At 64.9% G+C, this 22410-nt stretch carries 19 protein-coding genes and 2 pseudogenes; 14 read left to right on the top strand and 7 right to left on the bottom strand.

Features of this window, described 5'->3' with window-relative positions; genetic code table 11:
• The first annotated feature begins 57 nt into the window (after positions 1-57).
• The gene (locus N2602_RS28955) at positions 58-1734 is read left to right on the top strand and encodes a N,N-dimethylformamidase beta subunit family domain-containing protein (protein ID WP_260380202.1); all 1677 of its coding nucleotides are present in this window, start codon (positions 58-60) and stop codon (positions 1732-1734) included.
• A 109-nt stretch (positions 1735-1843) separates the two neighbouring features.
• On the opposite strand, the pseudogene N2602_RS28950 reads toward N2602_RS28955, so the two are convergent.
• Positions 1844-2548, bottom strand: a pseudogene (locus tag N2602_RS28950) (GntR family transcriptional regulator); the annotation flags it as partial.
• Positions 2549-2714: 166 nt separating this feature from the next.
• Here N2602_RS28950 and N2602_RS28945 point away from each other — a divergent pair.
• Positions 2715-3941, top strand: a complete 1227-nt coding sequence (locus tag N2602_RS28945) for an aminotransferase class III-fold pyridoxal phosphate-dependent enzyme (protein ID WP_172785637.1) — start codon at positions 2715-2717, stop codon at positions 3939-3941.
• 76 nt (positions 3942-4017) lie between these two features.
• Here N2602_RS28945 and N2602_RS28940 read toward each other — a convergent pair whose 3' ends face one another.
• The 3 genes from N2602_RS28940 to N2602_RS28930 all read right to left on the bottom strand — a co-directional run bounded on the left by N2602_RS28940 (position 4018) and on the right by N2602_RS28930 (position 7251).
• Positions 4018-4176 (bottom strand): hypothetical protein, encoded by a 159-nt coding sequence (locus N2602_RS28940; RefSeq protein WP_260380201.1) that lies wholly within the window; start codon positions 4174-4176, stop codon positions 4018-4020.
• 36 nt (positions 4177-4212) lie between these two features.
• Positions 4213-5796: an amidohydrolase family protein gene (locus N2602_RS28935; RefSeq protein WP_260380200.1), complete on the bottom strand. Its 1584-nt coding sequence runs from the start codon at positions 5794-5796 to the stop codon at positions 4213-4215.
• 189 nt (positions 5797-5985) lie between these two features.
• Entirely contained in the window at positions 5986-7251 is a 1266-nt protein-coding gene (locus tag N2602_RS28930; RefSeq protein ID WP_260380199.1) for a D-amino acid dehydrogenase, read from the bottom strand.
• A gap of 317 nt (positions 7252-7568) precedes the next feature.
• Between N2602_RS28930 and N2602_RS28925 the strand changes: the two genes are divergently transcribed.
• Both N2602_RS28925 and N2602_RS28920 read left to right on the top strand, forming a co-directional pair.
• Entirely contained in the window at positions 7569-8651 is a 1083-nt protein-coding gene (locus tag N2602_RS28925; protein ID WP_260380198.1) for a LysR family transcriptional regulator, read from the top strand.
• Between the two features lie 25 nt (positions 8652-8676).
• Positions 8677-8778 (top strand): annotated as a pseudogene (locus N2602_RS28920) (amino acid ABC transporter substrate-binding protein); the annotation flags it as partial.
• A gap of 31 nt (positions 8779-8809) precedes the next feature.
• On the opposite strand, the gene N2602_RS28915 reads toward N2602_RS28920, so the two are convergent.
• Together N2602_RS28915 and N2602_RS28910 are read right to left on the bottom strand one after the other, a co-directional pair.
• A complete protein-coding gene (locus tag N2602_RS28915) occupies positions 8810-10153 on the bottom strand; it encodes an aspartate aminotransferase family protein (RefSeq protein WP_260380197.1) in 1344 nt (447 codons plus the stop codon).
• Positions 10154-10170: 17 nt separating this feature from the next.
• Entirely contained in the window at positions 10171-11118 is a 948-nt protein-coding gene (locus tag N2602_RS28910) for a GntR family transcriptional regulator (RefSeq protein ID WP_260380196.1), read from the bottom strand.
• Positions 11119-11185: 67 nt separating this feature from the next.
• Between N2602_RS28910 and N2602_RS28905 the strand changes: the two genes are divergently transcribed.
• The 5 genes from N2602_RS28905 to N2602_RS28885 are packed head-to-tail and all read left to right on the top strand — an operon-like array spanning position 11186 to position 17278.
• Positions 11186-12346 carry a C45 family peptidase gene (locus N2602_RS28905; RefSeq protein ID WP_260380195.1) on the top strand — a complete coding sequence of 387 codons (1161 nt, stop codon included), beginning with the start codon at positions 11186-11188 and terminating at the stop codon, positions 12344-12346.
• The gene (locus N2602_RS28900) at positions 12346-13911 is read left to right on the top strand and encodes an ABC transporter substrate-binding protein (protein WP_260380194.1); all 1566 of its coding nucleotides are present in this window, start codon (positions 12346-12348) and stop codon (positions 13909-13911) included. Before N2602_RS28905 ends, N2602_RS28900 begins: the two co-directional genes overlap by 1 nt.
• Positions 13912-13920: 9 nt before the next feature.
• Complete coding sequence (locus N2602_RS28895; protein WP_260380193.1) at positions 13921-14865, top strand: ABC transporter permease; 945 nt, start codon at positions 13921-13923, stop codon at positions 14863-14865.
• Entirely contained in the window at positions 14862-15674 is an 813-nt protein-coding gene (locus tag N2602_RS28890; protein WP_260380192.1) for an ABC transporter permease, read from the top strand. The genes N2602_RS28895 and N2602_RS28890 overlap by 4 nt, the downstream gene beginning before the upstream one ends.
• Positions 15671-17278, top strand: a complete 1608-nt coding sequence (locus tag N2602_RS28885; RefSeq protein ID WP_260380191.1) for an ABC transporter ATP-binding protein — start codon at positions 15671-15673, stop codon at positions 17276-17278. Before N2602_RS28890 ends, N2602_RS28885 begins: the two co-directional genes overlap by 4 nt.
• Before the next feature lie 178 nt (positions 17279-17456).
• Here N2602_RS28885 and N2602_RS28880 read toward each other — a convergent pair whose 3' ends face one another.
• On the bottom strand, positions 17457-18437 hold the full coding sequence (locus N2602_RS28880; protein WP_260380190.1) for a LysR family transcriptional regulator: 981 nt from the start codon (positions 18435-18437) through the stop codon (positions 17457-17459).
• A gap of 102 nt (positions 18438-18539) precedes the next feature.
• Between N2602_RS28880 and N2602_RS28875 the strand changes: the two genes are divergently transcribed.
• Genes N2602_RS28875 through aroE form a run of 5 tightly spaced genes read left to right on the top strand, consistent with a single transcriptional unit; the run spans position 18540 to position 22409 of the window.
• Complete coding sequence (locus N2602_RS28875) at positions 18540-19484, top strand: ketopantoate reductase family protein (protein WP_311738561.1); 945 nt, start codon at positions 18540-18542, stop codon at positions 19482-19484.
• A 4-nt stretch (positions 19485-19488) separates the two neighbouring features.
• Complete coding sequence (locus N2602_RS28870) at positions 19489-19875, top strand: VOC family protein (RefSeq protein ID WP_260380188.1); 387 nt, start codon at positions 19489-19491, stop codon at positions 19873-19875.
• 12 nt (positions 19876-19887) lie between these two features.
• On the top strand, positions 19888-20355 hold the full coding sequence (locus N2602_RS28865) for a MaoC/PaaZ C-terminal domain-containing protein (protein ID WP_260380187.1): 468 nt from the start codon (positions 19888-19890) through the stop codon (positions 20353-20355).
• Positions 20352-21578, top strand: a complete 1227-nt coding sequence (locus tag N2602_RS28860) for a CaiB/BaiF CoA-transferase family protein (RefSeq protein WP_260380186.1) — start codon at positions 20352-20354, stop codon at positions 21576-21578. Before N2602_RS28865 ends, N2602_RS28860 begins: the two co-directional genes overlap by 4 nt.
• A gap of 3 nt (positions 21579-21581) precedes the next feature.
• On the top strand, positions 21582-22409 hold the full coding sequence (gene aroE / locus N2602_RS28855; protein WP_172785622.1) for a shikimate dehydrogenase: 828 nt from the start codon (positions 21582-21584) through the stop codon (positions 22407-22409).
• Position 22410 lies beyond the last annotated feature (1 nt).

Raw genomic sequence — 22410 nt, 5'->3', positions numbered from 1 at the left:
TTCGGCCCAACATGCAAAATTGCCGTCTCGTCGCCAGATCGAACCAGGGAGGCTGTCATGTCGGACAAGCCTGAGTTTCACCCGCCGGAATTGGGATCCTTCAACGTCGCTCCCCGGAAGGCGCGCCCGATGCATGCGGACGAGCACTGGGCCAGCCAGCCCTGGTATGAGGCTCCGCGCGGCGATCCCGCCGTCGCGGAAGTCTACACCTACACCGATGCGATGTCTTACGACCCGGGAGACGAAGTCGTCTTTCGCTCCTCCGCGACCGCAAAGGCCTGGCGGTTGCAGATCTATCGCGACGGTCTCGAGCCCGAGATGGTGCATGAGGTCGATGCGCTTGACGGCGTGTTCGCGGCTACGCCGTCCGATGCCTATCGCAACGGCTGCAACTGGCCCGTCGCTCATCGCTGGACGTTGCCGCCGGATCTGCGATCGGGCTTTTATCGCGTGGTCTCGTCGTGCGAGCGAGCGAACGGGGCGCGCTTCATCCAGCATCATTTCTTCGTCGTGCGCCCGACCGAGAAAACGCGGCGCGCGAAGATACTGATGATCCTGCCGACGGGCACCTGGACCGCCTACAATGATTTCGGCGGTGCCAATCATTATTTCGGCGTCGAAGGTCCTGAGCGGGACGAGCCGTCGCCGGTGTTGTCGCTGCAGCGGCCATGGACGCGCGGCGTGGTCTGGCTGCCGCCCGGCGCACCGCGCATCTGCGCCAATCCCGCGCCCGAGATGGGCGACGCGCCACGCTATCAGATGAAGGAGTGGGCGTTCTCCAACGGCTTTGGCCAATATTATGCGGCAGCGGGCTGGGCCCAGTTCGATCGGCATTTCGTGCTCTGGGCGCAGAAGGAAGGCTACGCCCTCGACATGATCACCCAGACCGATCTTCACTACCGGCCCGAGCTGCTCGAGGCCTATCCTTGCGTCACCATCATCGGCCATGACGAGTACTGGACATGGGAGATGCGCGAGGCGATCGAGCGCTATGTGGAGGGCGGCGGGCGGCTCGCGCGCTTCGGCGCCAACTTCCTGTGGCAGATCCGGCTCGAGGACGATGGCAAGCGCCAAGTCTGCTACAAGTTCAAAGCCATCCACAAGGACCCGATCGTCGGCACGGACCGCGCGCGTCTGATGACGTCTGCCTGGGAAGATCGCAACGTCCGTTGGCCCGGCGCCTCGACGGTCGGCGTGAACGGTGCGCACGGCCTCTACGCGTCCTGGGGCGGATTCGCGCCGAACGGCCAACGAGGCTTTACGGTCTATCGCCCGGAGCATTGGGCATTTGCCGGCACAGGGCTGCACTATGCCGACATCTTCGGCGACAAGCAGCACATCTTTGCCTACGAGGTCGACGGGCTGGACTACACGTTCCGCAACGGGCTTCCTTTTCCAGTCCCGGCCGAGGGGCAGCCCGAGACCATTCAGATTCTGGCGATGGCGCCGGCCGTCCTGGCCGAAGACGAGCCGCAGGGTGAGGGCTTCCGCTATTACATCCGCAATAGCGACCACGAAGGTCTGGTAGAGTGCATCAACGGTGAGGTCACGCCCGAGGGTCTGGCCCGCTACAAATACGGCTCTGGCATGATGGTGCACATGACCCGCGGCAAGGGCGAGGTGCTGACAGCCGCGACCTGCGAATGGGTGATGGGGCTGAAGCGCGGCGATCCGTACACGCAGCGGATCACCCGCAACATCCTCGATCGTTTCACTGCGCCCCGTTCCGCGTGAGCAACTTTCAGCGACGCCTGGATTTCGCGCGTGCTGCCTTGGCAGGTGGTGCAGCGCGCGTCTTCGTCGCTTCAATATCGACGTCTTCGTCGATGGCCGTCTCGGGTGTCATGAAGCGCGTGCCGCCATGCTTTTCCAGCAACCGAACGAGATTCTGGCCGCCCTCCATCATGTCCGCCTGGATCGACTCGCGAACCTTGTCTGGCCGGCGCTGCCGCAGATTCTTGAGAACGGACAGGTGCTGATGTTCGTTTGGATAGGTTGGGGGGGCGTGCGGATAATGGAAATTCAACAAGGGTCCGTTCCGCATCCAGATATCGTCGAGGATGGCGAGTACTTCGGGAAGCCCCGATCCATCATAGAGACCGCGGTGGAATTGCCAGTTGGCGCGAACCGCGTCGGACCATCTGTGCTCTTTCTCCGCGCTGATCAGCTCGCGGTGAGTGGCCTCCATCCTGTCGATATCGGCGTCCGAGATGCGCGTGGTTGCGTGCTCGGCGGCAAGTCCCTCGAGAAACAGCCTGACGGTCCTGAGCTCGATATACTGCTTGGCGGTCATGTGGGCGACCATGATCGAGCGTCCCGCCTGCATCTCGAGCGCGCGGCCGCGCACGAGCTGCATCAGGGCTTCGCGAATGGGCGTCTCCGACACGTTCATGGTCGCAGCAAGGTCGCGAATCTTGAAGCGATGGCCCGGCCAGAACCGGCCTTCCATCAGCGCCTGGCGCAGATTGTTGTAGACCAGGCTTGTCAGGCTGTCGCGAGCCACCGGGCCCACAGCGCCCTCGCCATGTCTCTGTTCAACGTCAGCCATTCTCGGTCCCCGCAAGGTCTGGGCTGTTTCGGCAATCCCCGCCGATACGGGGGCGGATCCGCACCCTAGCCTTTGATACGAGGTCTACGGGTCCGGGCCGGCAAAGCAACAATTCCCTTGTATCCGACAACATAATATATGATATATCAAAATTGGAGAAGAGAGCATGCCGGAGATGATCAGGACAAGGGATGCTGCCCTGCGGGCGCGGGCCGAAAAGGTTGTGCCGGGCGGGATGTGGGGACATCTCCACGCGGCCAAGTTGCCGGAGACGTATCCGCAGTTCTTCAGCCGCGGCGAGGGCGGCGTGCTCTGGGATGTCGATGGTCATCGCTACGTCGACTTCATGTGCAGCTGGGGTCCCAACCTGCTTGGCCATCACCATCCCGAGGTGGAGGAAGCCGCCGAGCGTCAGCGGCGCGACGGCGACTGCCTCAATGGTCCGGCCGAAGTCATGGTCGAGTTGGCCGAGCTTGTCGTCAATATGGTGGGACATGCCGATTGGACGCAGTTTCAGAAGAACGGCACCGATGCGACGACGACGTGCGTCACGATCGCAAGGGCTGCAACGGGTCGACGAAAGATCCTCGTCGCCAAGGGCGCCTATCATGGTGCCGTGCCGTGGTGCTCGCCGTCGCTTCTCGGCGTGACCGCGGAGGATCGCGCCCATCTCGGATATTTCACGTTCAACGACGTCGAGAGCCTCGAGGCGGCGGCCAGGGCGGCGGGCGATGATCTTGCCGGAATCCTGATTTCGGCGTTCCGCCACGATCTCGGGTGCGACCAGGAACTTCCCACCGCAGAGTTCGCGCGTGCGGCGCGTCGCATCTGCGACAGCAAGGGGGCCGCGCTGCTCATCGACGAAGTTCGCGCCGGCTTCCGCCTGAATGCCGCGGGTAGCTGGGAAGGCCTTGGTGTTCGGCCCGACTTGTCGGCCTGGAGCAAGGCGATCGCCAACGGTCATGCCCTGGCGGCTGTGACCGGAGCCGATTGGCTGCGCCGTGCCGCGTCCCAGGTCTTCGTCACGGGCTCATTCTGGGCCGGCGCCGTCGCCATGGCTGCTGCCGTCGCGACATTGAAGATCGTGCGCAGGGACGATGTTCCGACCCGCCTCGCGCAGCTCGGGCAAACGCTGCGCGATGGCCTCGACACGCGTTCCCGTCAGTTCGGTCTTTCGATCCGTCAATCGGGACCTGTGCAAATGCCGACCCTTTTGTTTGAAGCGGACCCGGACTACCGGAAGGGTTCGGCCTTCTGCAGCGCGATGCTTGCAAGGGGTGTCTACTTCCACCCCAAGCACAACATGTTCCTCTGCGCCGCCCATACCGAGGCCGACATCGCCGCCGCGCTCGAGGCCGCAGAGCACGGCTTTGCAACGGTGGCGGCGCTATGATGTCACGTGGTCAGGCCGCTGAGCTCGGACGCGCGTTGCACGAATGCTCGCTATCGCTGACGATCATCCGTATCGGCTAGATGCCGATGGCGGCCGCGGCATGGTCGAAGTGCCACATGCCGAGATCCTGATCGACGCGACGGTCTACGCTCAGCGCCAGCGGCGGCGCATCATTCGTAAGGCAGCGCAGCGACCGGGACCTCTGAGGGTCGCGCTCCTTTGATACAACGTTCATAATCAGGTCGTCATTTGAAAGGCCCTCGGGCGGTCTCTAAGGACAAGTCCCCGGCGCCGGCGTGCGCTTGAGCGCGCGGCCGCTGGCCGCTGTCGTCAGTTGGCCGTCCTGGATCGCCGGCGCGCCGTTGACCAACAGCGTCAGCACACCGACGGTTAGCTCGCGCGGGCGCACATAATCCGCCTTCGGCGCGTAGCGGGCCGGGTCGAACACCACGACATCGGCGAAATAGTCCGGCCGCAGATAGCCGCGGCGGTCGAGCTTGAAGATGTCGGCCGACAGCCCGGTGGACTGACGGATGAACGTCTTCAAATCGATGACCTGGCGCTCCCTGACGTAGACGGCGTATTTGCGCGGAAAGGTGGCGAATTGCCGGGGATGGCCGTCGGTGCCGTCGGAGCCGGTGACGACCCATGGCTGCTTCATCACGAGGTCGACATCGCTGTCGATCATGTTGAAGGAAGCGATCGAGTCGCGCGGGTTGGCGCGCAGGATGCGCACCGCGGCGTCGACCGGCTCGACCTTCCACGCCTCGGCCATTTCCGACAGCCGCTTTCCCGTCCATTCCCGATCGACGCTGGTCAGCAGGATCGAGTCCGGGCCGCCGCGGCGGCGCAAATTCTCGATCATCTCGCCGCGGATTTTCGCCATCTGTGCCGCATCGTCGAAACGTTTGATCATCGCCGCATAGCCGCCATCGACCGCCCAGCGCGGCACCAGCGCCGCATCGAGGCTCGTGCTCGACGCCAGCCACGGATATTGATCCGCCGTCACCTTCTGGCCCGCCGCGCGCGCCGCCTCGATCAGGCCGATCACTTCCGGCACCTGGCCCTGCAGGTCGACGCCGAGCGCCTTCAGATGCGCAAAATGCACCGGCATCTCCGCCTCACGGCCAATCTGGAGCACCTCCTTCGCGGAGTTCATCAGACCAATGGAATACGAGCTCTCGTCGCGCTGGTGGGTGTCGTAGATGCCGCCGCGGCGCGCGGCTTCCTTCGCCACCGCCACCACTTCCTCGGTCCTGGCAAAACTCTGCGGCGCGTAGAACAGCCCGGCGGAAAGGCCGATGGCGCCCTCGCACATCGCTTTGGCAACCAGCGCCTTCATGCGTTCCAGTTCATCAGGCGAAGGCGCGCGGGCATCATGGCCCAGCACCGCCTCGCGGACCGCACCGAAGCCGACATAGCTGACGATGTTGGTGCCGACCTTTTGCGCCTCGAGCTCGGCCTGATCGGCCGCGACGTTGGGCGTACCCCTGCCGTCGACGCCGATGAAGATGGTCGAAACGCCCTGCGTCAGCCATGGCGCATTTAGCCGCTTGGCCGCATCGCCCGAGCGGATATAGCTTTCGGGATGGGTGTGGACGTCGATGAACCCGGGCGCGACGATCATGCCTTGTGCGTCGATGCTGGCCATTGCTGCCGGCGCGCCGGCATGCGGGCCGACATAGACGATCTTGTCGCCGCTCACCGCGACGTCGCCGACGAACGGCGCCTCGTCGGCGCCGGTGTAGATCGTCCCTCCGCTGATGAGGAGATCGGCGGTGTCGGCGGCGAACGCAGCGGCAGTCGGGACGAGACCAAAGCAAATGGCGGCAAGAAGGGCAGGCAGGCATTTCATCTGAAAAGTCTCCGTCATGCGCGCAGCAGGCTAGTTCGCGTTCTCCAGGCCAGCCAATGCAAAATTTGCATTGGAGGAGCGTCTGCCGCGCACTCAAGAAGTTCTTCCTCGCCAACAGCCGACCCTTGCGCTCATGGCGGACCTGTTCTGGGATCTCGGCGAGAAAGGAAAACGTATCTGACAGAGCCTTCACGCCGCGCGCCACACCGCAAACGCGCCAGCTTCGATCGCCGCCGGCTTGCCGTCGATCAGGTCAGCGGTGAGGCGGGCGCTGCCGCAGGCCAGCGTCCAGCCGAGCATGCCGTGGCCCGAATTGATGAACAGCCCGGAGAGCGGCGACCACCCGATGATCGGCCGGCTATCGGGCGTCATGGGGCGTAGCCCGCACCATGGCTCGACGTCGCCGCCAGTCGCCATCCCCAGCATTTCCGCAGCCGCGCGGCGCAGGATGTCGAGACGGCCCGGATCGAGGCTTGCATCTTTGCCGTCGAGATCGGCGATCCCGGCAACCCGGATCGCCGTGCCTTGGTCGCGCGCGAGCGGCGCGAACACCAGCTTGCGTTCGAAGTCGGTGACGCTGTGGCGAAGCGCGCTGGCGTCGCGCGCGGGCTGCAGCGTGATGCTGTAGCCCTTGACCGGGTAGATCGGCAGGTAGAATCCGCAAGCTCTTGCAAAGGCGCTCGAGGATGCTCCCATGCAGAGAACGAAGCGGTCGGCTTGCACGCGCCCCTTGGCGGTGTCCACGCCAACGAGACGGCCGCCGGACCGGACCGGTCCGGTCACAGGCGTGTCGAGCAGCCACTCGACATTGTTTCGCTGCGTCAGCCGGTCGGCAAGCGCGGCGCAGAACGCGGCGCAATCGCCGACCTGTTCGGAGGCGGTGAAAATGCCGCCGGCGAGTTCGCGTGCTCCGAGCTTGAGCGCGGGCTCCAGTGCGAGGCACTCGGCTGGCGTGAGCACCTGCTGCGCATGATCAGCGCCGGCCTCGCCGGTGACGGCGCTTCGCGCGGCGTCGAATTCGCTGGGCGATCGGAACAGCACCAGCTTGCCGGCGGTTCGCAATCCAAACGCGAGATCGAGCGTCTGCGACAGGCGTGTCAATTCGTCCCGGCTGATGGCGGCAAGCGCGAGCTGCGCGGCAACGGTGTCGCGCACGGCGGCCGAGCGGCAGGCGAGCAGGAAGCGCACGCCCCAGGATATCAGCTGCGGATCGAGGCCGGGGCGAATACGCATCGGCGAGCCTCTGGCGATCAGCAGCGAGGGCAGCTTCAACAGTGTCGCAGGCGATGCCAGCGGGGTCACGAAGGCATAGGACAGCTGGCCGCCGTTGGCGGCGCTGGCGTCGGCGCCGGTCTCGGCATGGCGGTCGACGATGATCACGTCATGTCCGGCCTCGCTGAGGCACCATGCCGTCGTCAGTCCGATGACGCCGGCGCCGAGGACGCAGATTTTCATGGCAGGACTCATTCTGGGCTGTCGCCCGATGCTGCAAGAGCGCCGATCGGGACGAGGAGTGGCGTTGCGGCCGCCAATCTAGGGCGGCCTGATCGCCGCCGGCGATGCCATGTCTGCATCATGCAAAACTTGCATGATTGGCCCCGCCGTAGCACGCTGGGAGCAGTCGGGCGCTATCGGGCGAATGCGGATCGGCGCATGAAAGGCCGGGATTTGAAGCGAATTGGGCGGGGATCGGCGTCGGAAGGCCCTGATGCAAGGCTTGCATTGGTCAGGCCATATGCCGCTTCGCTAGGTTGCGCGCTATGGGGCAACCAATGCCGTGGCAGCAAGCAATGCCGGTCGACGCGCGCCGTCCCGCGCCGTCGGGAGCAGGGTATCGCGGGGGATCTGCCGCAGCGTCCCGCATCAAGACAGGTCGCGTGATGGAACTGCGCTGGCTCCAGGATTTTTTGATGGTGGCCGAGACCGGCAACTTCACCCGTGCGGCCGAGCGGCGCAACACGTCGCAGGCGGCGTTCAGCCGCCGCATCAAGTCGCTGGAGGCCTGGCTCGGCTTCGATCTGATCGATCGCAGCGTCTATCCGACGCAATTGACGCCGCAAGGCGAGCGCTTTCGCGAGCATGCCGGCGAATTGCTGCGGCAGATGCTCGACAGCCGCGACGAGCTTGGCGGCAAGCCGCTGCGCTCGCATGAGCACATCAGGATCGCACTGCCCTTTGCCATGGCGACGGCGCAGCTGCCGCAGTGGTGGCAGGCCTGGTCCGCCGAGCGGCGCATGAGCTGTTCGGTCGTGGTCGGCAACATCCACGATCTCGTCACCTCGCTGGTGTCGGGCAACGCGGACCTGATGATCTGCTATCACCACGCCCAGCAGCCGATCCATCTCGATCCGGACCGCTACGAGCGCGTGAGCCTCGGCACCGAATATTTGCGGCCCTATGTCAGCGAGGCGCTGGCCGCCAAGGGAGGCATATCGCTGCCGGGCAAGGCGTCGCATCCGGTGCCGCTGCTGATGTATTCGCCCGGTGTCTATTTCGCGCGCCTGGTCGATCTCATCCTGGAGAATGCCCCGATCGCCGGCCAGCGGGTGATCGAAAGCGACATGTCCGATGTGCTGTGCGAGATGGCGCTGGCCGGCCGCGGCGTCGCCTGGCTTACGGAAGGCACCGCCACGGCGCATGGCCGCAAGGGATTGGCGGCCATCGGGGGCAACAAATGGGCGTTGCCGCTATCTTTAGTCGCGTTCAAGGACCGGACGAATAGCCAGCGCTCGCTAAATCTCTTTTGGTCCGAATTGTGCGGGAATAATGCGGCCCATGCCGCAGACGGGCGTGCGGGGCAGGTTGCGAAAGGACGGATCAAATCGCCTGTCAGGCCTTCGAGATCGAGTCGCTGAAGTATCGTTAGTCAATAACCAAAAGAAGAACGTCAAGGAGACCGGCGCAATCACGCTCGGCTTCCGCGACTCCTCGATCCCCTTCTCCTATCTCGACGACAACCAGAAGCCGATCGGCTACGCCATGGGTAGCGCGCCCTCATGCAGGACGGCGGCCGTCAGCTGATGCTGTTCAATGCGCGGCCAATGGCAGCAAAGATATCGGCGATCTGTTCCTCGGGGATGATCAGAGGCGGCGAGATCAGCAGCGTATCGCCGCTGCCGCGGATCAGGATGCCGTCGTCATAGCAGCGATTGGCGCATTCGCTGCCGCGCGCGCCCGGCGCACCCTCGCGCGGTTTCAGATCGATTGCGGCGAGCAGCCCAATGTTGCGGATATCGACCACATGGGGAAGGTTACGCAAGCCGTGCGCGTGGTTCTCCCACGCCGGCGCGAGGCGGCGCGCCCGGTCGAACAGGCCGAGATCCTGATAGACGTCGAGCGCGGCAAGACCGGCCGCGCAGGCCAGCGGATGGGCCGAATAGGTGTAGCCATGGAACAGCTCGATCGCGTTGTCCGGCCCCTGCATCAGCGCGTCATAGACCTTGCCGCTGACGACGACGCCCCCCATCGGCACGGCGGCATTGGTCATGCCCTTGGCGCAGGTGATGAGGTCGGGCGTCACGCCGAAGGCGTTGGCGCCAAACGCTGCGCCCAGGCGGCCGAAGCCCGTGATCACCTCGTCGAAGATCAGGAGAATGCCGTGCTGATCGCAGATCTGGCGCAGCCGCTCGAGATAGCCGACCGGTGGCGGCAGCACGCCGCCGGAGCCAGTCACGGGCTCGACGATGACGGCGGCGACGGTCGAGGGATCGTGCACCTGCAGCAGCTTTGACAGCTCGTCAGCGAGATGCGCGCCCCATTGCGGCTGCCCGCGCGAGAACGCCGCGTGCTCGGGACTATGCGTGTGCGGGAGGTGATCGACCTCGGGCAGCAGTGGGCCGAAATCCCTGCGGTGGCGGACGATGCCGCTGACCGACAGGCCGCCCCAACCCATGCCGTGATAGGCTTTTGCGCGCGAGATGAAGCGGATGCGGCTGGCTTCACCGCGGACGCGGTGATAGCCGCGTGCGATCTTCAGCGCGGTGTCGACCGATTCCGAGCCGGAATTGGTGAAGAAGACGTGGTCGAGCCCGGCGGGCGCGATCTCGGCGATGCGGCGGGCGAGCTCGAAGGCGGCCGGATGGCTCATCTGGAACGAGGAGACGAAGTCGAGCTTCGCGGCTTGCGCCTGGATCGCTTCGACGATGCGCCTTTGCGCATGTCCTGCGTTCACGCACCACAGCCCCGCCATGCCGTCGAGAATGCGCCTGTTGTCGTCGGTGATGTAGTGCATGCCCTCGGCGCTGACGAAGATGCGCGGCTTCGACTTGAACTGGCGGTTCGGCGTCATCGGCAGCCAGAACGGCTCCATGGCCTCGCGGGTGAGGGGGCTGTTGGAGGAGAAGGCATTCATGTTCATGGCAACTCTTGCAAAGGTCAGGAGGCTTTGGATGGCGTGTTGGAATTGGCCGGGCTGCGCTTGAGCTTTGCTGCGCCTTCGAGATGCCGGCGCAGGAGCGCAGCTGCGGCCTCGTTCTGGCCGGCTTCGAGCTGGTCGAGGATGGCGAGATGCTCGCGGCAGTTCACGATCACGCGCTCGTGGCCGAAGGTCCAGTCGTAGTTGCCGAAGCGCCGTAGCCGGTTCTGCTGTTGAACCGCGACCAGCAGATAGCGGTTGCCCGATGCGGCGGCGAGGCCTTCGTGGAAGGCCGCGTTCATCTCGTAGAGCGCGATGCTGGCGGTGTCGCTCCATGGCATCGCCAGCATCTCCTGATGACGGCGGCGCATCTCGGCGGCCCAGGCCGGATCGAGCTTGAAGCCCGGCTCGAGCAGGCCGGCCGGCTCGATCAGGAGGCGATAGCGATAGCTCTCGTCGCGCGCCTGCGTATCGGCGAGCGTCGGCTGGAAGCGCCAGCCATGGCCCGGCTTGCGCTGTACTGCGGCCACCTCCGCAAGCTTGCTGAGTACGCGCTGCACGATCGGCCGTGTCGCGTCATAGCGCTGCATGAGGTCGCGCTCGGAAACGTCCTCCGGCAGCCGGCCGGCGCGGCGGTCGCGCGCGATGGCGAGGAACAGCCGGTCGGTATCGTCGGGGCTGGGCTTTGGCGGGGTCTTGTGCGCGGCGGGGGCGGCCTCAGCGACGAAATAGCCGCGGCTGGCGCCTGCATGCACGAGCTTGCGCCGCGCGAGCAGCTTCAGCGCGGCGCGCACAGGCGTGCGCGAGACCTGCAGGCGCTCGGCAAGCGCGACTTCGGCTAGGCGCGTGCCGGGCGCGAGCCCTTCGCTCCGGATCAGGTCCATGATCCCGGCCGATAGTTCGCGCTGGAGCCGGCTCGGCGCCGCCTTTTCCACGGCGGATTTCGCGGTCAAAGATTTTTGTTTCATGTCATCACAAAATACATTAGCCTTCATGAGAAAGCAAAAGGAACTTCAAGAAGGAATTTGGCGTCCCATGGTCGAACCCTTTCCGCTGATCGAAATCTCCGGTCCTCCGCGCGAGCGTGGCCGTCAGTACGGGCAGAAGGCGGCGGCCCGCATCAAGAAGGGGACGACGCATTACTTCGCGCAGCTGAAGGAGCTCTCGCTCGACTCCAAGGGAATTGCCGAGCTGGTGCGCGAATATCTGCCGGTCATCCAGGGTTTTGATCCGAGCTATATCGAGGAGATGCGCGGCATCGCCGAGGGCGCCGACGTTCCGTTCGAGGACGTCGTCCTGCTCAACGCCCGTACCGAAATCATCAAGCTTGCAAACCCTGCGATCCGCGCGCGCCTGAAGACGCCGGAAGATCCCGATGGCTGCACCGGCGTCGTTGTGATGCCGCAGGCGGCCGCCAGCGGCCGCCTGATCCACGCCCAGAACTGGGACTGGAAGCGCGAATGCGCGGAGACGGCGGTGGTGCTGAAGATGCGGCGCGACGACGGGCCTGACCTCATGACCTTCACTGAAGCCGGCGCGCTTGGCCGCTGCGGCTTCAATTCCGTCGGCATCGCGATCACCGCGAACTATCTGGAAAGCGACCGCGACTATCGCCAGGCCGGCGTGCCCTTGGCGCTGATCCGCCGCAAGGTGCTGGAGAACGAGCATCTCGCGCTGGCGATGCGTGCGGTCTATTGCACGAAGAAGTCGGCCGCCAACAACATGATCGTCAGCCATCGCGAGGGCGTGGCGATCGATTTCGAGTGCGCGCCCGACGAGACCTTCCAGGTGCATCCGCAGAATGGCCTTTTGGTCCACGCCAACAACTTCCTCAGCCCAGTCGCGCTCAGCAAGCTGAAGGACACCGGCATCTTCAATACGCCTGACAGCCTGTACCGCGACATTCGCGTCCGCGATCTGCTCCAGCCGCACATCGGCAGCATCACCTTCGACACCGTCAAGAACGCCCTGTTCGACGAGTTCGCCTACCCCTGGTCGGTCTGCCGCCCGCCGCGCCGCAATCTCAGCAACAATCTCAGCGCCACCGTGGCGATGATCCTGATGGAGCCGGCGAGCGGATTGATGCAGGCGGCGCCGCTGCCGGCGCTCAACCGCGAGTTCACCGAGTACCGGCTCGAGATCGACGAGATCGGGCGGGCCGCGTTCGAGCGGTCTGCCGCCGCGGGGGCTGCGTGATGTGGCGGCGTCAGCCATCGCCGGCATGGGCGGTCGGTCTGGCCGCGCTGGTCTTGCTGGCCATGCCGGAAAGGGCCGGCGCCGAAACATTGCTGCGGACGCGGCTCAACGCCGACATCCGCTCCACCGATCCCGGCACCAATCGCGACGCCAACACCGACGGCGTGATCGCGCATGTGGTGGAGGGTCTTGTCGCTTTCCGTGACGACACGGCGATCGGCCCGATGCTGGCCGACAGCTGGACCGTTTCGAACGAAGGCAGGACCTACACGTTCCGCCTGCGCCAGGGCGTCAAGTTCCACAACGGCGCCTCCGTGACGGCGGACGACGTGGTCTGGTCGCTGAAGCGCTGGCTCGACCCGGCGACGCAATGGCGCTGCCTCTCCGAGTTCAGCGCGACAGGCATTGCGCGCATCGAGAAGATCGAGGCGCCCGATCCGCTCACCGTCGCCATCACGCTGGATCAGCCGACGGCACTGTTCCTCCCGACGCTGGCGCGGCCCGATTGCGGCCAGACCGCCATCATCCACCGCGATTCCGTCGGACCCGATGGCAAATGGATCGCCCCTGTCGGCACCGGCCCGTTCAAGCTCGGCGAATGGAAGCGCGGACAATATGTCGATGTCGTTAAATTCGACGGATATGTCTCGCGCAGCGAGCCGCGCACCGGCTACACCGGCGCCAAGGACGTCAAGGTCGACCGCGTGCGCTTCAACGTGATCCCGGACAGCTCTGCGGCGAAGGCTGGGCTGCTCAGCGGCTCGCTCGACGTCATCATGAGCCTGTCGATTCCCGATCTGGAGGAGCTTAAATCGCGCTCCGACGTGCAGCTCAGCATCACGCCCGCGCTCGGCCTCACCGGCATCCTGTTCCAGACCAAGGACCCGCTGCTGAAGGACGTGCGGATCCGCCGCGCCATCGCGCTTTCCATCGATACCGCCCAGATCGTCGACGCCGTGATGATGGGCACCGCGCGGGCGAACAATTCCGCTTTGCCGCTCGGCAGCCCGTTCTACAGCGAGGCGCAGTCGCACGGCTACACGCAGAATATCGCGGAAGCCAAGAAGCTGCTGGCGGAAGCGGGCTACCGCGGCCAGCCGATCAAGATGATCACCAACAAGCGCTACAGCTTCGTGTTCGATTCCTCTGTGCTGGTGCAGGCGATGGCGCAGACGGTCGGGATCAATATCGAGCTCGAGGTGATGGACTGGGCGGCGCAGCTCGACCGCTACAATCGCGGCGACTACCAGTCGATGGCTTTCGTCTATTCGGCGCGGCTCGATCCGTCCTTGAGCTTCGAGATGCTGACCGGGCCGAAGGCCGCGCAGCCGCGCAAGGTCTGGGACAATCCGGAGGGCCAGGAGATGCTGCGCCAGTCGATGATGATCGACGACGCGGCGAAGCGGCAGGCGCTGTTCGACGAGATGCACAGGCGCTTCATCGCCGATGTGCCGATGATCGTCCTGTTCAACGGCGCCGAGCTGACGGCGCTGCGCAAGGGCATCAAGGACTATGCCGGCTGGCTCTATCCGCAGCCGCGCTTCTGGGGCGTCACGGTCGAATAGGGCGTCGGGATGTTGAGTTACCTCGCAAGACGGCTGGCCATGACGATCCCGACGCTGCTGCTGGTCGCCGTCGCGGTCTTCGCGCTGGTCCGGCTCATTCCCGGTGATCCCGTTCAGGTGATGCTGGGCGATGCCGCCGATCCCGCGCAGGCGGCGCAGCTCCGCGCCGAGCTGGGGCTCGACCAGCCGATCTCGGTCCAGTTCATGCACTGGGTCGCCAGGCTTGCGTCCGGCGATTTCGGCCACTCCATCACCAACAACCTTGCGGTACTGCCGCTGATCCTCGATCGCTTCCAGGTCAGCGCCGTCATCGTGCTGGTGGCGGTCGGGCTTGCTGCCTGCATCGCCGTCCCGGCCGGCCTCCTCGCCGCCTGGAAGCAGAACAGCCTGCTCGATCTCTCCGTGGTCGGCGGCGCCACGCTGCTGCTGTCGATCCCGAGCTTCTGGCTCGGCCTGCTGCTGCTGCTGCTGTTCGGCCTCAAGCTGAAATGGCTGCCGGTGATCGGCTATGTGCCGTTCGCGGAGAATTTCTGGCAGGCGGCGACCTTCATCGTGCTGCCGATTGCGACGCTGACCATGGTGGAGATCGGCGTGCTCACGCGCATGGCGCGCGCCGCCTCGATCGAGGTGCTCAGGCTCGAATATGTCACCCACGCACGCGCAAAGGGCGTGCCGGAATGGCGCGTCCTTGCCCGCCACGTGCTGCCCAATGCGTTTGCGCCGACCTGGACCCTGATCGGCCTCGTGCTCGGACATTTGCTGGGCGGCATCGCCGTGATCGAGACAGTGTTCACGCTGCCCGGTCTTGGCCGGCTCCTGGTCGATTCCATCTTCGCCCGCGACTATCCCGTGGTGCAGGGCTGCCTCCTGTTCACGGCGGTGATCTATGTCGTGGTCAATCTGGTGGTCGATCTCTGCTATCCGCTGTTCGATCCGAGGGTGACGGTGGCATGAGGATGCGCGCCAACACCGCGATCGGCGGTAGCTTGATCGCGCTCCTGCTCGGTGCGGCGCTCACGGCTGCATTCTGGACGCCGTTCGACCCGCTCCGCATCAATCTGCGCGCGCGCCTGCAGGCGCCGTCGTCACTGCATTGGTTCGGGACGGACGAGTTCGGCCGCGACGTGCTCAGCCGCATCATGGTCGGGGCCGGCGCGAGTGTCGTGATTGCCCTGATCACGGTGCTGCTTGCGGTGACCGCCGGCATGGCGATCGGCTGTGCGGCCGGTTACATCCGCGGCTGGGTCGATCGCATCATCATGGCGGTCAACGACGCGCTTCTGGCGTTCCCCGGCATATTGCTGGCACTGGCGGTGATGATCGTGGTCGGCGCCAACAAGGCCGGGCTGATCCTGGCGCTTGGGCTCGCCTACATCCCCTCGGTGGTCCGCGTCGTGCGCGGCACCGTGCTGTCGATCCGCGAGAAGGAATATGTCGAGGCCTCGCGCGTCATCGGCAATTCTGAAGTCTATTCGATGTTCCGGCACGTGATGCCGAACGCGATCGCGCCGGTTGCGGTGCTCGCGACCAGCATGTTCGGCTGGGTGCTGCTCGCCGAGAGCGCGCTGAGCTTCCTCGGTCTCGGCGTGCCGCCGCCGGCGCCGACCTGGGGCAACATGCTTGCAGCGAGCCGTCCGTTCATGGAGACCGCGGCCTGGCTCTCGATCGCGCCGGGCCTCTGCATTGCGCTGACGCTGCTCGGCATCAACCTGCTTGGCGATTCTCTGCGTGATCGCCTCGACCCCAGGATGGCGCACGGATGACGCTGCTGTCGGTCGAGAATCTGCGCATTGAGGCCTCCGCCAGCAAGGGGGCGATCGTCGAGGATTTGTCCTTTGCCGTCGAGCGTGGCGAGTTCCTCGCCGTCGTCGGCGAATCCGGCAGCGGCAAGACGGCGGCGGCGCGCGCCGTGCTCGGCCTGTTGCCGCCAGGGCTGCGCACGGCCGGCGGCCGCATCGTGCTCGACGGCATCGACCTTGCGAATGTCTCTGCGCGCCAGATGCGGACGCTGCGCGGCCCTGTTGTCGGCATGGTGTTCCAGGAGCCGATGGTCTCGCTCAATCCCGCCATCAGCGTCGGCGCGCAGATGGCCGAAGGCCTCGGCCTGCACGAGCGGCTCGGCAAGCGCGAGATCAAGCGCCGCTGCCTCGACATGCTGGCGCGCGTGCAGATTCGCGATCCCGAACGGGCCTTCGACGCCTATCCGCACGAATTCTCCGGCGGCATGCGCCAGCGCATCATGCTGGCATCGGTGATGCTGCTGAAACCGAAGCTGCTGATTGCGGACGAACCGACCACGGCGCTGGATACGCTGACGCAGCGCGAGGTGCTCGACCTCATGGTCGGGCTCGCCCGCGACCACGGCACCTCGGTGATGCTGATCACCCACAATCTCGGCCTCGTGTCGCGCTACGCGCAGCGCGCGCTGGTGCTGCGCCAGGGCAGGATGGTCGAAACAGGCACGACTCAGCAGATCCTGTTCTCGCCGCGCGAAGCTTATACCAAGCGTCTGGTCGAGGCCCTGCCGCGTCGCGGCGCCACGACGAAGGCGCGAGGCGGCGGCGAGCCTCTCGTCAGCGTGCGCGGGCTCAAGGTCGGCTTTGCCGGGCGGCAGCGGCTGTTCGGTCGCGATACCGGCGTCTCCGCCGTCAATGGCGTCGATCTCGACATCGCCATGGGCGAGACCGTCGCCGTCGTCGGCGGCAGCGGTTCGGGCAAGACCACGCTCGGCCGCGCCATGCTGCGGCTGATCCCGACCTCCGGCGGTGAGATCAGGTTCCGGGGCAGGGACGTGACCGCGACCGTCGATCGCGACTTCCGCCTGGCTTCGCAGCTCGTGTTCCAGGATCCTTTTTCCTCGCTCGATCCACGCATGCGCGTCGGCGAGATCGTCGCCGAACCGTTGCGCCACGTGCCGAAATTGACGTCGGCTGAACGCGACAGGCGCGTCGAGACGATGCTGGAGGAGGTCGGGCTTGCCGGTTTGGCTGCGCGCTGGCCGCACGAACTGTCCGGCGGTCAGCGGCAGCGCATTGCAATTGCGCGCGCCATCGTGCGCGAGCCGGCCTTCGTCGTGGCCGACGAGCCGGTATCGGCGCTCGACATGACCATCCAGGCTCAGGTGCTCAAGCTGTTCGACCGGCTACAGGCGCAATACGGTTTTGCCTGCCTGTTCATCAGCCATGATCTCGCCGCGGTCGAGCAGGTCGCCGACCGCGTCGTGGTGATGCAGGGCGGCAAGATCGTCGAGCAGGGCTCGCGCGACGACGTGTTCGATCGCCCCCGGCATGACTACACCAAAGCGCTGCTCGCGGCCGCGCCCGTCCTGGATTTCGCCGGGGCGACGGCGGAGCGCGCCTCGGGCTGAACGGGATCTTGCGGGACAGGCTCTTGTCGTGGCTACGAGATCTCCCCGGTATCTCGTTTCTGACCTGCGAGGAGATGGCGGGTCAGTACGATTTGAAATCGTAGAGCAGAGGCTTGCAACATCGCTCTCACGAGATCCGGGCAATCCGGGGAAATGGGACCGGTCACGAAGGCGCGGCTTACGGCTGCACATCGCGCGGCCTTCGTTTCCGTGGCCGACCGGAACGATGCAGGCCCCGCACGTCCTGCTGTTGAAACAGCTCTCCGCATAAATCACGCAACCACTGGCTCGCCGCGTCGTGATGGAAGCGGGCGTGCCAATATTGCTTGACCGTAAAGCCGGCGATCGCCAGCGGGCAATCGAGCACGCGCAGTCCGTAATAGTGAGCCAACGTTTCGCCGATGTGCCTTGGCAGGGTGGCGATCAGGTCGGTCGTTCCGACGATTGCGGGTAACCCCAGAAAGCCGGGGAGCTCCAGCGCAACATCGAGGATCATCTGCTGCTGCTTTAGCGCGTCCGCGAGCAATTGATGTCCGGTGCCGGAGCGAATGAGGACGTGCGCCTCACGTCTGAAATCCTTCATCGAGATGCGGTCGCGGATTCGGGCATGTCCTGCGTTTGCCAGGCAGACCCAATCCTGCGGAAACAGTGCTTGTTGGAAGTGTCCGGCGTCGAGATCCGAGATGTAACCGAGCGCCAGATCGGCCTCGCCGGACTGCAGCATTCGTGGCGTATCGCTGCCGATCTGCGCTGCCTCGATGCGGATACCGGGCGCAGCACGGCGAACGTGGGCGAGTATGGCGGGAAGCAGCGTGATGTGGCTCGCATCCGTCATGCAGATGACGAAGCGGCGCTTTGCAGTCGCCGGATCAAACTCGGTGCGAAGCTCCGCCAGACGCCGCAGCAACTCCAGCGCCTGTCTGGCCGTGCCGATGAGAGCCTCGGCGCGCGGCGTCGGCAGCATTCCCTCCGCAGACCGGATGAAGAGCGGATCGTCCAATTCTTTCCGCAGGCGCGCGAGCCAGATCGAAATGGTCGGCTGACTTTGGCCGAGCTTCTCGGCTGCCTTGGTGACGCTGCCGGTGGTGAACAGGGCGTCAAACAGCCTGAGCAGGCGCGGCTCCAAAAGGCTCGCCTCGGAGAGGTCCAGGTGCTTCATTGCGTTTCGCAATAATGGTTATAAGGATCATAGCATATCCAAATATCAAGTGGCTTGCTAGCACGCTTCCAACGCCAAAATGGGCGAGGGAGAAGCGTTCGGATGAGGATCTGCTTTATCGGAGCGGGAGCCTTGGGCTCGACCATCGGTGGCGCGCTGGCGCGCGGTGGTGCCGAAGTTTGGCTGATCGATCCGTTTCAGGCCCATGTCGACGCGATCAACGCCAGCGGTCTGCGGATGCTCGAAGGTGACGCCGAGACCGTCGTGAGGGTCTCCGCCTGTACCTCAGCGACTCAGGTCGGCATCGTGGCGGACCTCGTCGTCGTCCTCGTCAAATCCTACTACACGCGGGATGCGATCCGATCGGCCGCGCCGATCATCGGGCCGCAGACGGTTGTGATGTCGCTCCAGAACGGTCTTGGCCACGAGGACATCCTTTCGGAGGAAGTCGGTCGTAACCACGTGATGGCAGGCAAGACTTACGTTGGCGGCGTGCTGCTCGGCCCCGGTCATGTTCGCTCCGGGGTCGTCGGCAAGGAAACCATCATCGGCGAGCTTGATGGACGCTTGACGGAACGCGCACAGCGGATTTCCGAGACCTTCAATCGTGCCGGCATTCTCACGCTGCTCAGCGACAACATCATGGGCACAATGTGGGACAAGTTGTTCATCAACGTCGCCGGAGGAGGAATCACCGCCGTGACCGGTCTCACCTATGGCGGTCTCTATTCGCTGCCGCTTCTGGAAGATTGCGCGCTGGCTGCAATCTCGGAGGGTATCGCGGTCGCGCAAGCTGCCGGCGTGAAGATCTCGATTGCCGATCCGCGCCGTGCCTGGACGATGGCGTCCGCTGGACTGCCGCCCGAATTCAAGACGTCGATGTTGCAGAGCTTGCAGTCCGGCAATCTGACCGAGGTCGACTACATCCACGGCTCGGTCGTGCGCTGGGGCGCCAAGCTCAACGTGCCGACCCCCGTCAATTCCACCCTCGTCGCATTGGTCAAGGGGCTTGAATACGCCCGCAGCGATTATCCAGGAAAGGCCTGAGGCGATGTCGCTACCGCGGGCCTATGTCGAACATGTCGCGATCCGCGTGCCCGACGTTGATCGTCACGTCGACTTCTTTCGTGAGGTGCTTGGTCTCACTATCCGAGACGAGCAGCCCGCCGATGGTGCCCGGCCGCGTCAGGTCTGGGTGCTCGGAAGCGTGCAGCTCATCGACGACCCGAATTTCGTCGGACCGGAGGGGCGTCTCGCCCACCTCGGCATCATGGTCGACGATTACGAAGGCGTGCTCGCCCGTGCTGCCGCGTGGGGCGCCAAGGCGTTGCCCGCCGGGCCAAACTGGCTCGAGCTGCCGGGCGGCCTGAACATCGAGATCCTGCAAGCCAGCGCAGGCGCCGTGGAAGCGGCCCTTGCGATCAATCCACGAGCCTAAGGAAGACACGATATGACCGTCGAGCGCTATTGGGACGATGCCAAGCTCGGTGACGAATGCGTCACACCCTCGGTGACGGTCACCGAGGCGATGGTGAATGCCTATGCCGAGCTTACGGGTGATTTCACGCCGGTCCACGTCGACGAGGAATACGCCAAAACCACACCATTCGGTACGCGCGTCGCGCACGGGCTGTTTGGTCTGTCGCTGGCCGATGGTTTGAAGACCCGTGCCGACTACCGCTTCCTCCCGGGAATGTCGCTGGGCTGGACATGGGATTTCAAGCTGCCGATCAAGCTCGGCGACACCGTACACGTCAAGTTCCGCGTCGGTTCAATGCGAACAACCAAGCGCGAAGGGTGGGGCATCGTGGTCCTGCCTTCGGAGTTGATCAATCAGCGCGGGGAGGTGGTGCAGCTCGGTGAGCATCGGCTGATGATTCCGATGCGCTCTAAGAAGGCCGCGGGAGAGCAGGCATGACCGCGCAAGATCTGCCTCTCAAAGGCATCCGCGTCATCGACTACAGCCATTTCCTGGCAGGCCCGTTCATGGGCCGCTGCCTCGCCGCGATGGGCGCGGAAGTCATCAAGGTGGAGCGTCCGAAGGCAGGCGATGCGGGCCGCGCCCACGGCTATTTCAAGGACGGACAATCCGGCTATTTCCTGCAGCAGAACATGGGGAAGCAGGGATTGTGCATCGATCTGCGCGACAAGCGCGGTCTCGACATGATGATGATGCTCATCGACACGGCAGATGTGTTCATCGAGAATTACCGCCCCGGCGCACTCGAGCGCCTCGGGCTCGGTTACAAGGCGCTGTCGGCGCGGAATCCCGGGCTGATCTACTGCTCGGTCTCCGCCTATGGCCACACCGGTCCCTATGCCGACCGTCCGGGCTTCGGCCTCATCGCCGAGGCGATGTCGGGCGCCCTGGCACAACTGGGCAATCCCGGCGAAGCGCCGCCGCTGCTGCGGATGCCGCTGGCCGACATGTATACCGGTATTCACGGCGTGGCCGCCATCAATGCCGCGCTGGTTGGCCGCGTGTCGTCCGGACGCGGCCAGCATATCGATCTCGCACTGTACGACTGCATGGTCTCGATGCACGACTATGCGGTGCAGCGCTATTTCCTCTCCGGTGGTGCCGACCTGCCGAAGCAGACCGGCAGCGGACAGCCGGACTCGACCGTCTACGGCGTCTTTCCGGCCAGGGACGGCAATCTCGTCATCGCGGCGCAAGTCGACGATGCGTGGCGGCGCTTGGCGATGCTGATCGGAGGAAGCAGCTTGTCATCCGACCAACGCTTCACCACGCCTGCCGCGCGGAACGCCCATTATGCCGAAGCGATGGACATCGTGCGCAATTGGACGTTGTCGCAGCCGTCCCGGGATGCCTGCCTCGCGGCCCTCGACGAAGCAGGTGTGCCGTCGGCTCCCGTGCAGACCATCGAAGAGGTCGTGAAGGATCCGCAGATCCACGCGCGCGGCATGCTGGTCGAGCAGGAGCATCCTGTCCTCGGCAAGGTGACGTTGCCGAACCTGCCGTTCCGGTTCTCCGATTGCGACACCACGGTGCGCACGCCGGCACCACTGCTCGGCCAGGACAATCGCCGCATCGCAGAGTCGCTGGGTCTGTCGGCCGAGCTCGTCGATGCGATGGTGCGCGACGGTGTTCTCTACAACGAAGCCGCGGTGCAGGAGTGAGCCATGAGCGATCGTTATGCGGTGATCGGCAATCCGATCGGCTTCAGCAAATCACCCCTCATTCATGGCACGTTCGCCAGGATGACCAGACAGGACCTTGTCTATGAGGCGATCGAGGCACCACTCGATGGCTTCACCGAACGGGTTGATCAATTCCGGACAGAGGGCGCCAAGGGGCTGAACATCACCGCTCCGTTCAAGCTCGATGCCTTCGAATACGCCAACGAGCTCTCGGAAAGCGCGGAGCGAGCTGGCGCCGCAAACTGCCTGAAGTTCGTCGGTGATCGGATTATTGCTGAGAATTTCGACGGGATCGGCCTCGTGCGTGACATCACGGCCAATCTCGGTCTCAAACTCGCCGGCCGCCGCGTCCTGATGCTCGGCGCCGGAGGAGCGGCGCGCGGCGCGTTGCTGCCGTTCCTGCGCCAGGAGCCGTCCGAGCTGGTTCTGGTCAACCGAACGCTGTCGAAAGCGGTGGCATTGGCCGAAGAGTTTGCCGGCTGTGGTCCCCTGATCGTCAGCGGCTATGCCGAACTGGCCGACCTTGCCGAAGGCTATGACGTCGTGGTCAACGCGACATCGGCCAGCCTGCGCGGTGAAATGCCGCCGCTTCCAGGCAACGTCTTCCGCGGTGCGGAGCTGGCGTACGAACTCGCCTATGGCAAAGGACTGACTCCGTTTCTGCAAGCGGCCCGCGCCGAAGGTGTCGCCAGGCTGGCCGACGGCGTCGGCATGCTGGTGGAGCAGGCGGCCGAAGCTTTTGCCTGGTGGCGCGGCGTCAGGCCGAGCACGGCTCAGGTCATCGCCGAACTGACCGTCCCCCTGAGCTGAC

This window comes from Bradyrhizobium sp. NC92, from assembly GCF_025200865.1.
In the GTDB taxonomy this organism is placed as follows: domain Bacteria; phylum Pseudomonadota; class Alphaproteobacteria; order Rhizobiales; family Xanthobacteraceae; genus Bradyrhizobium.
Note: the sequence above shows the minus strand (reverse complement) of the source record. Positions and strands in the feature narration are given on the sequence as shown.

What these genes read in the sequence shown, in the direction of transcription:
- N2602_RS28905 (WP_260380195.1), top strand. Translation starts at nt 11,186, where the DNA reads ATGGTCGAACCCTTTCCGCTGATCGAAATCTCCGGTCCTCCGCGCGAG.
- N2602_RS28945 (WP_172785637.1), top strand. Translation starts at nt 2,715, where the DNA reads ATGCCGGAGATGATCAGGACAAGGGATGCTGCCCTGCGGGCGCGGGCC.
- N2602_RS28885 (WP_260380191.1), top strand. Translation starts at nt 15,671, where the DNA reads ATGACGCTGCTGTCGGTCGAGAATCTGCGCATTGAGGCCTCCGCCAGC.
- N2602_RS28895 (WP_260380193.1), top strand. Translation starts at nt 13,921, where the DNA reads ATGTTGAGTTACCTCGCAAGACGGCTGGCCATGACGATCCCGACGCTG.
- N2602_RS28910 (WP_260380196.1), bottom strand. Translation starts at nt 11,118, where the DNA reads ATGAAACAAAAATCTTTGACCGCGAAATCCGCCGTGGAAAAGGCGGCG.
- N2602_RS28875 (WP_311738561.1), top strand. Translation starts at nt 18,540, where the DNA reads ATGAGGATCTGCTTTATCGGAGCGGGAGCCTTGGGCTCGACCATCGGT.
- N2602_RS28900 (WP_260380194.1), top strand. Translation starts at nt 12,346, where the DNA reads ATGTGGCGGCGTCAGCCATCGCCGGCATGGGCGGTCGGTCTGGCCGCG.
- N2602_RS28940 (WP_260380201.1), bottom strand. Translation starts at nt 4,176, where the DNA reads ATGAACGTTGTATCAAAGGAGCGCGACCCTCAGAGGTCCCGGTCGCTG.
- N2602_RS28930 (WP_260380199.1), bottom strand. Translation starts at nt 7,251, where the DNA reads ATGAAAATCTGCGTCCTCGGCGCCGGCGTCATCGGACTGACGACGGCA.
- N2602_RS28915 (WP_260380197.1), bottom strand. Translation starts at nt 10,153, where the DNA reads ATGAACATGAATGCCTTCTCCTCCAACAGCCCCCTCACCCGCGAGGCC.
- N2602_RS28935 (WP_260380200.1), bottom strand. Translation starts at nt 5,796, where the DNA reads ATGAAATGCCTGCCTGCCCTTCTTGCCGCCATTTGCTTTGGTCTCGTC.
- N2602_RS28890 (WP_260380192.1), top strand. Translation starts at nt 14,862, where the DNA reads ATGAGGATGCGCGCCAACACCGCGATCGGCGGTAGCTTGATCGCGCTC.
- N2602_RS28860 (WP_260380186.1), top strand. Translation starts at nt 20,352, where the DNA reads ATGACCGCGCAAGATCTGCCTCTCAAAGGCATCCGCGTCATCGACTAC.
- N2602_RS28870 (WP_260380188.1), top strand. Translation starts at nt 19,489, where the DNA reads ATGTCGCTACCGCGGGCCTATGTCGAACATGTCGCGATCCGCGTGCCC.
- N2602_RS28880 (WP_260380190.1), bottom strand. Translation starts at nt 18,437, where the DNA reads ATGAAGCACCTGGACCTCTCCGAGGCGAGCCTTTTGGAGCCGCGCCTG.
- N2602_RS28925 (WP_260380198.1), top strand. Translation starts at nt 7,569, where the DNA reads ATGCCGTGGCAGCAAGCAATGCCGGTCGACGCGCGCCGTCCCGCGCCG.
- N2602_RS28955 (WP_260380202.1), top strand. Translation starts at nt 58, where the DNA reads ATGTCGGACAAGCCTGAGTTTCACCCGCCGGAATTGGGATCCTTCAAC.
- aroE (WP_172785622.1), top strand. Translation starts at nt 21,582, where the DNA reads ATGAGCGATCGTTATGCGGTGATCGGCAATCCGATCGGCTTCAGCAAA.
- N2602_RS28865 (WP_260380187.1), top strand. Translation starts at nt 19,888, where the DNA reads ATGACCGTCGAGCGCTATTGGGACGATGCCAAGCTCGGTGACGAATGC.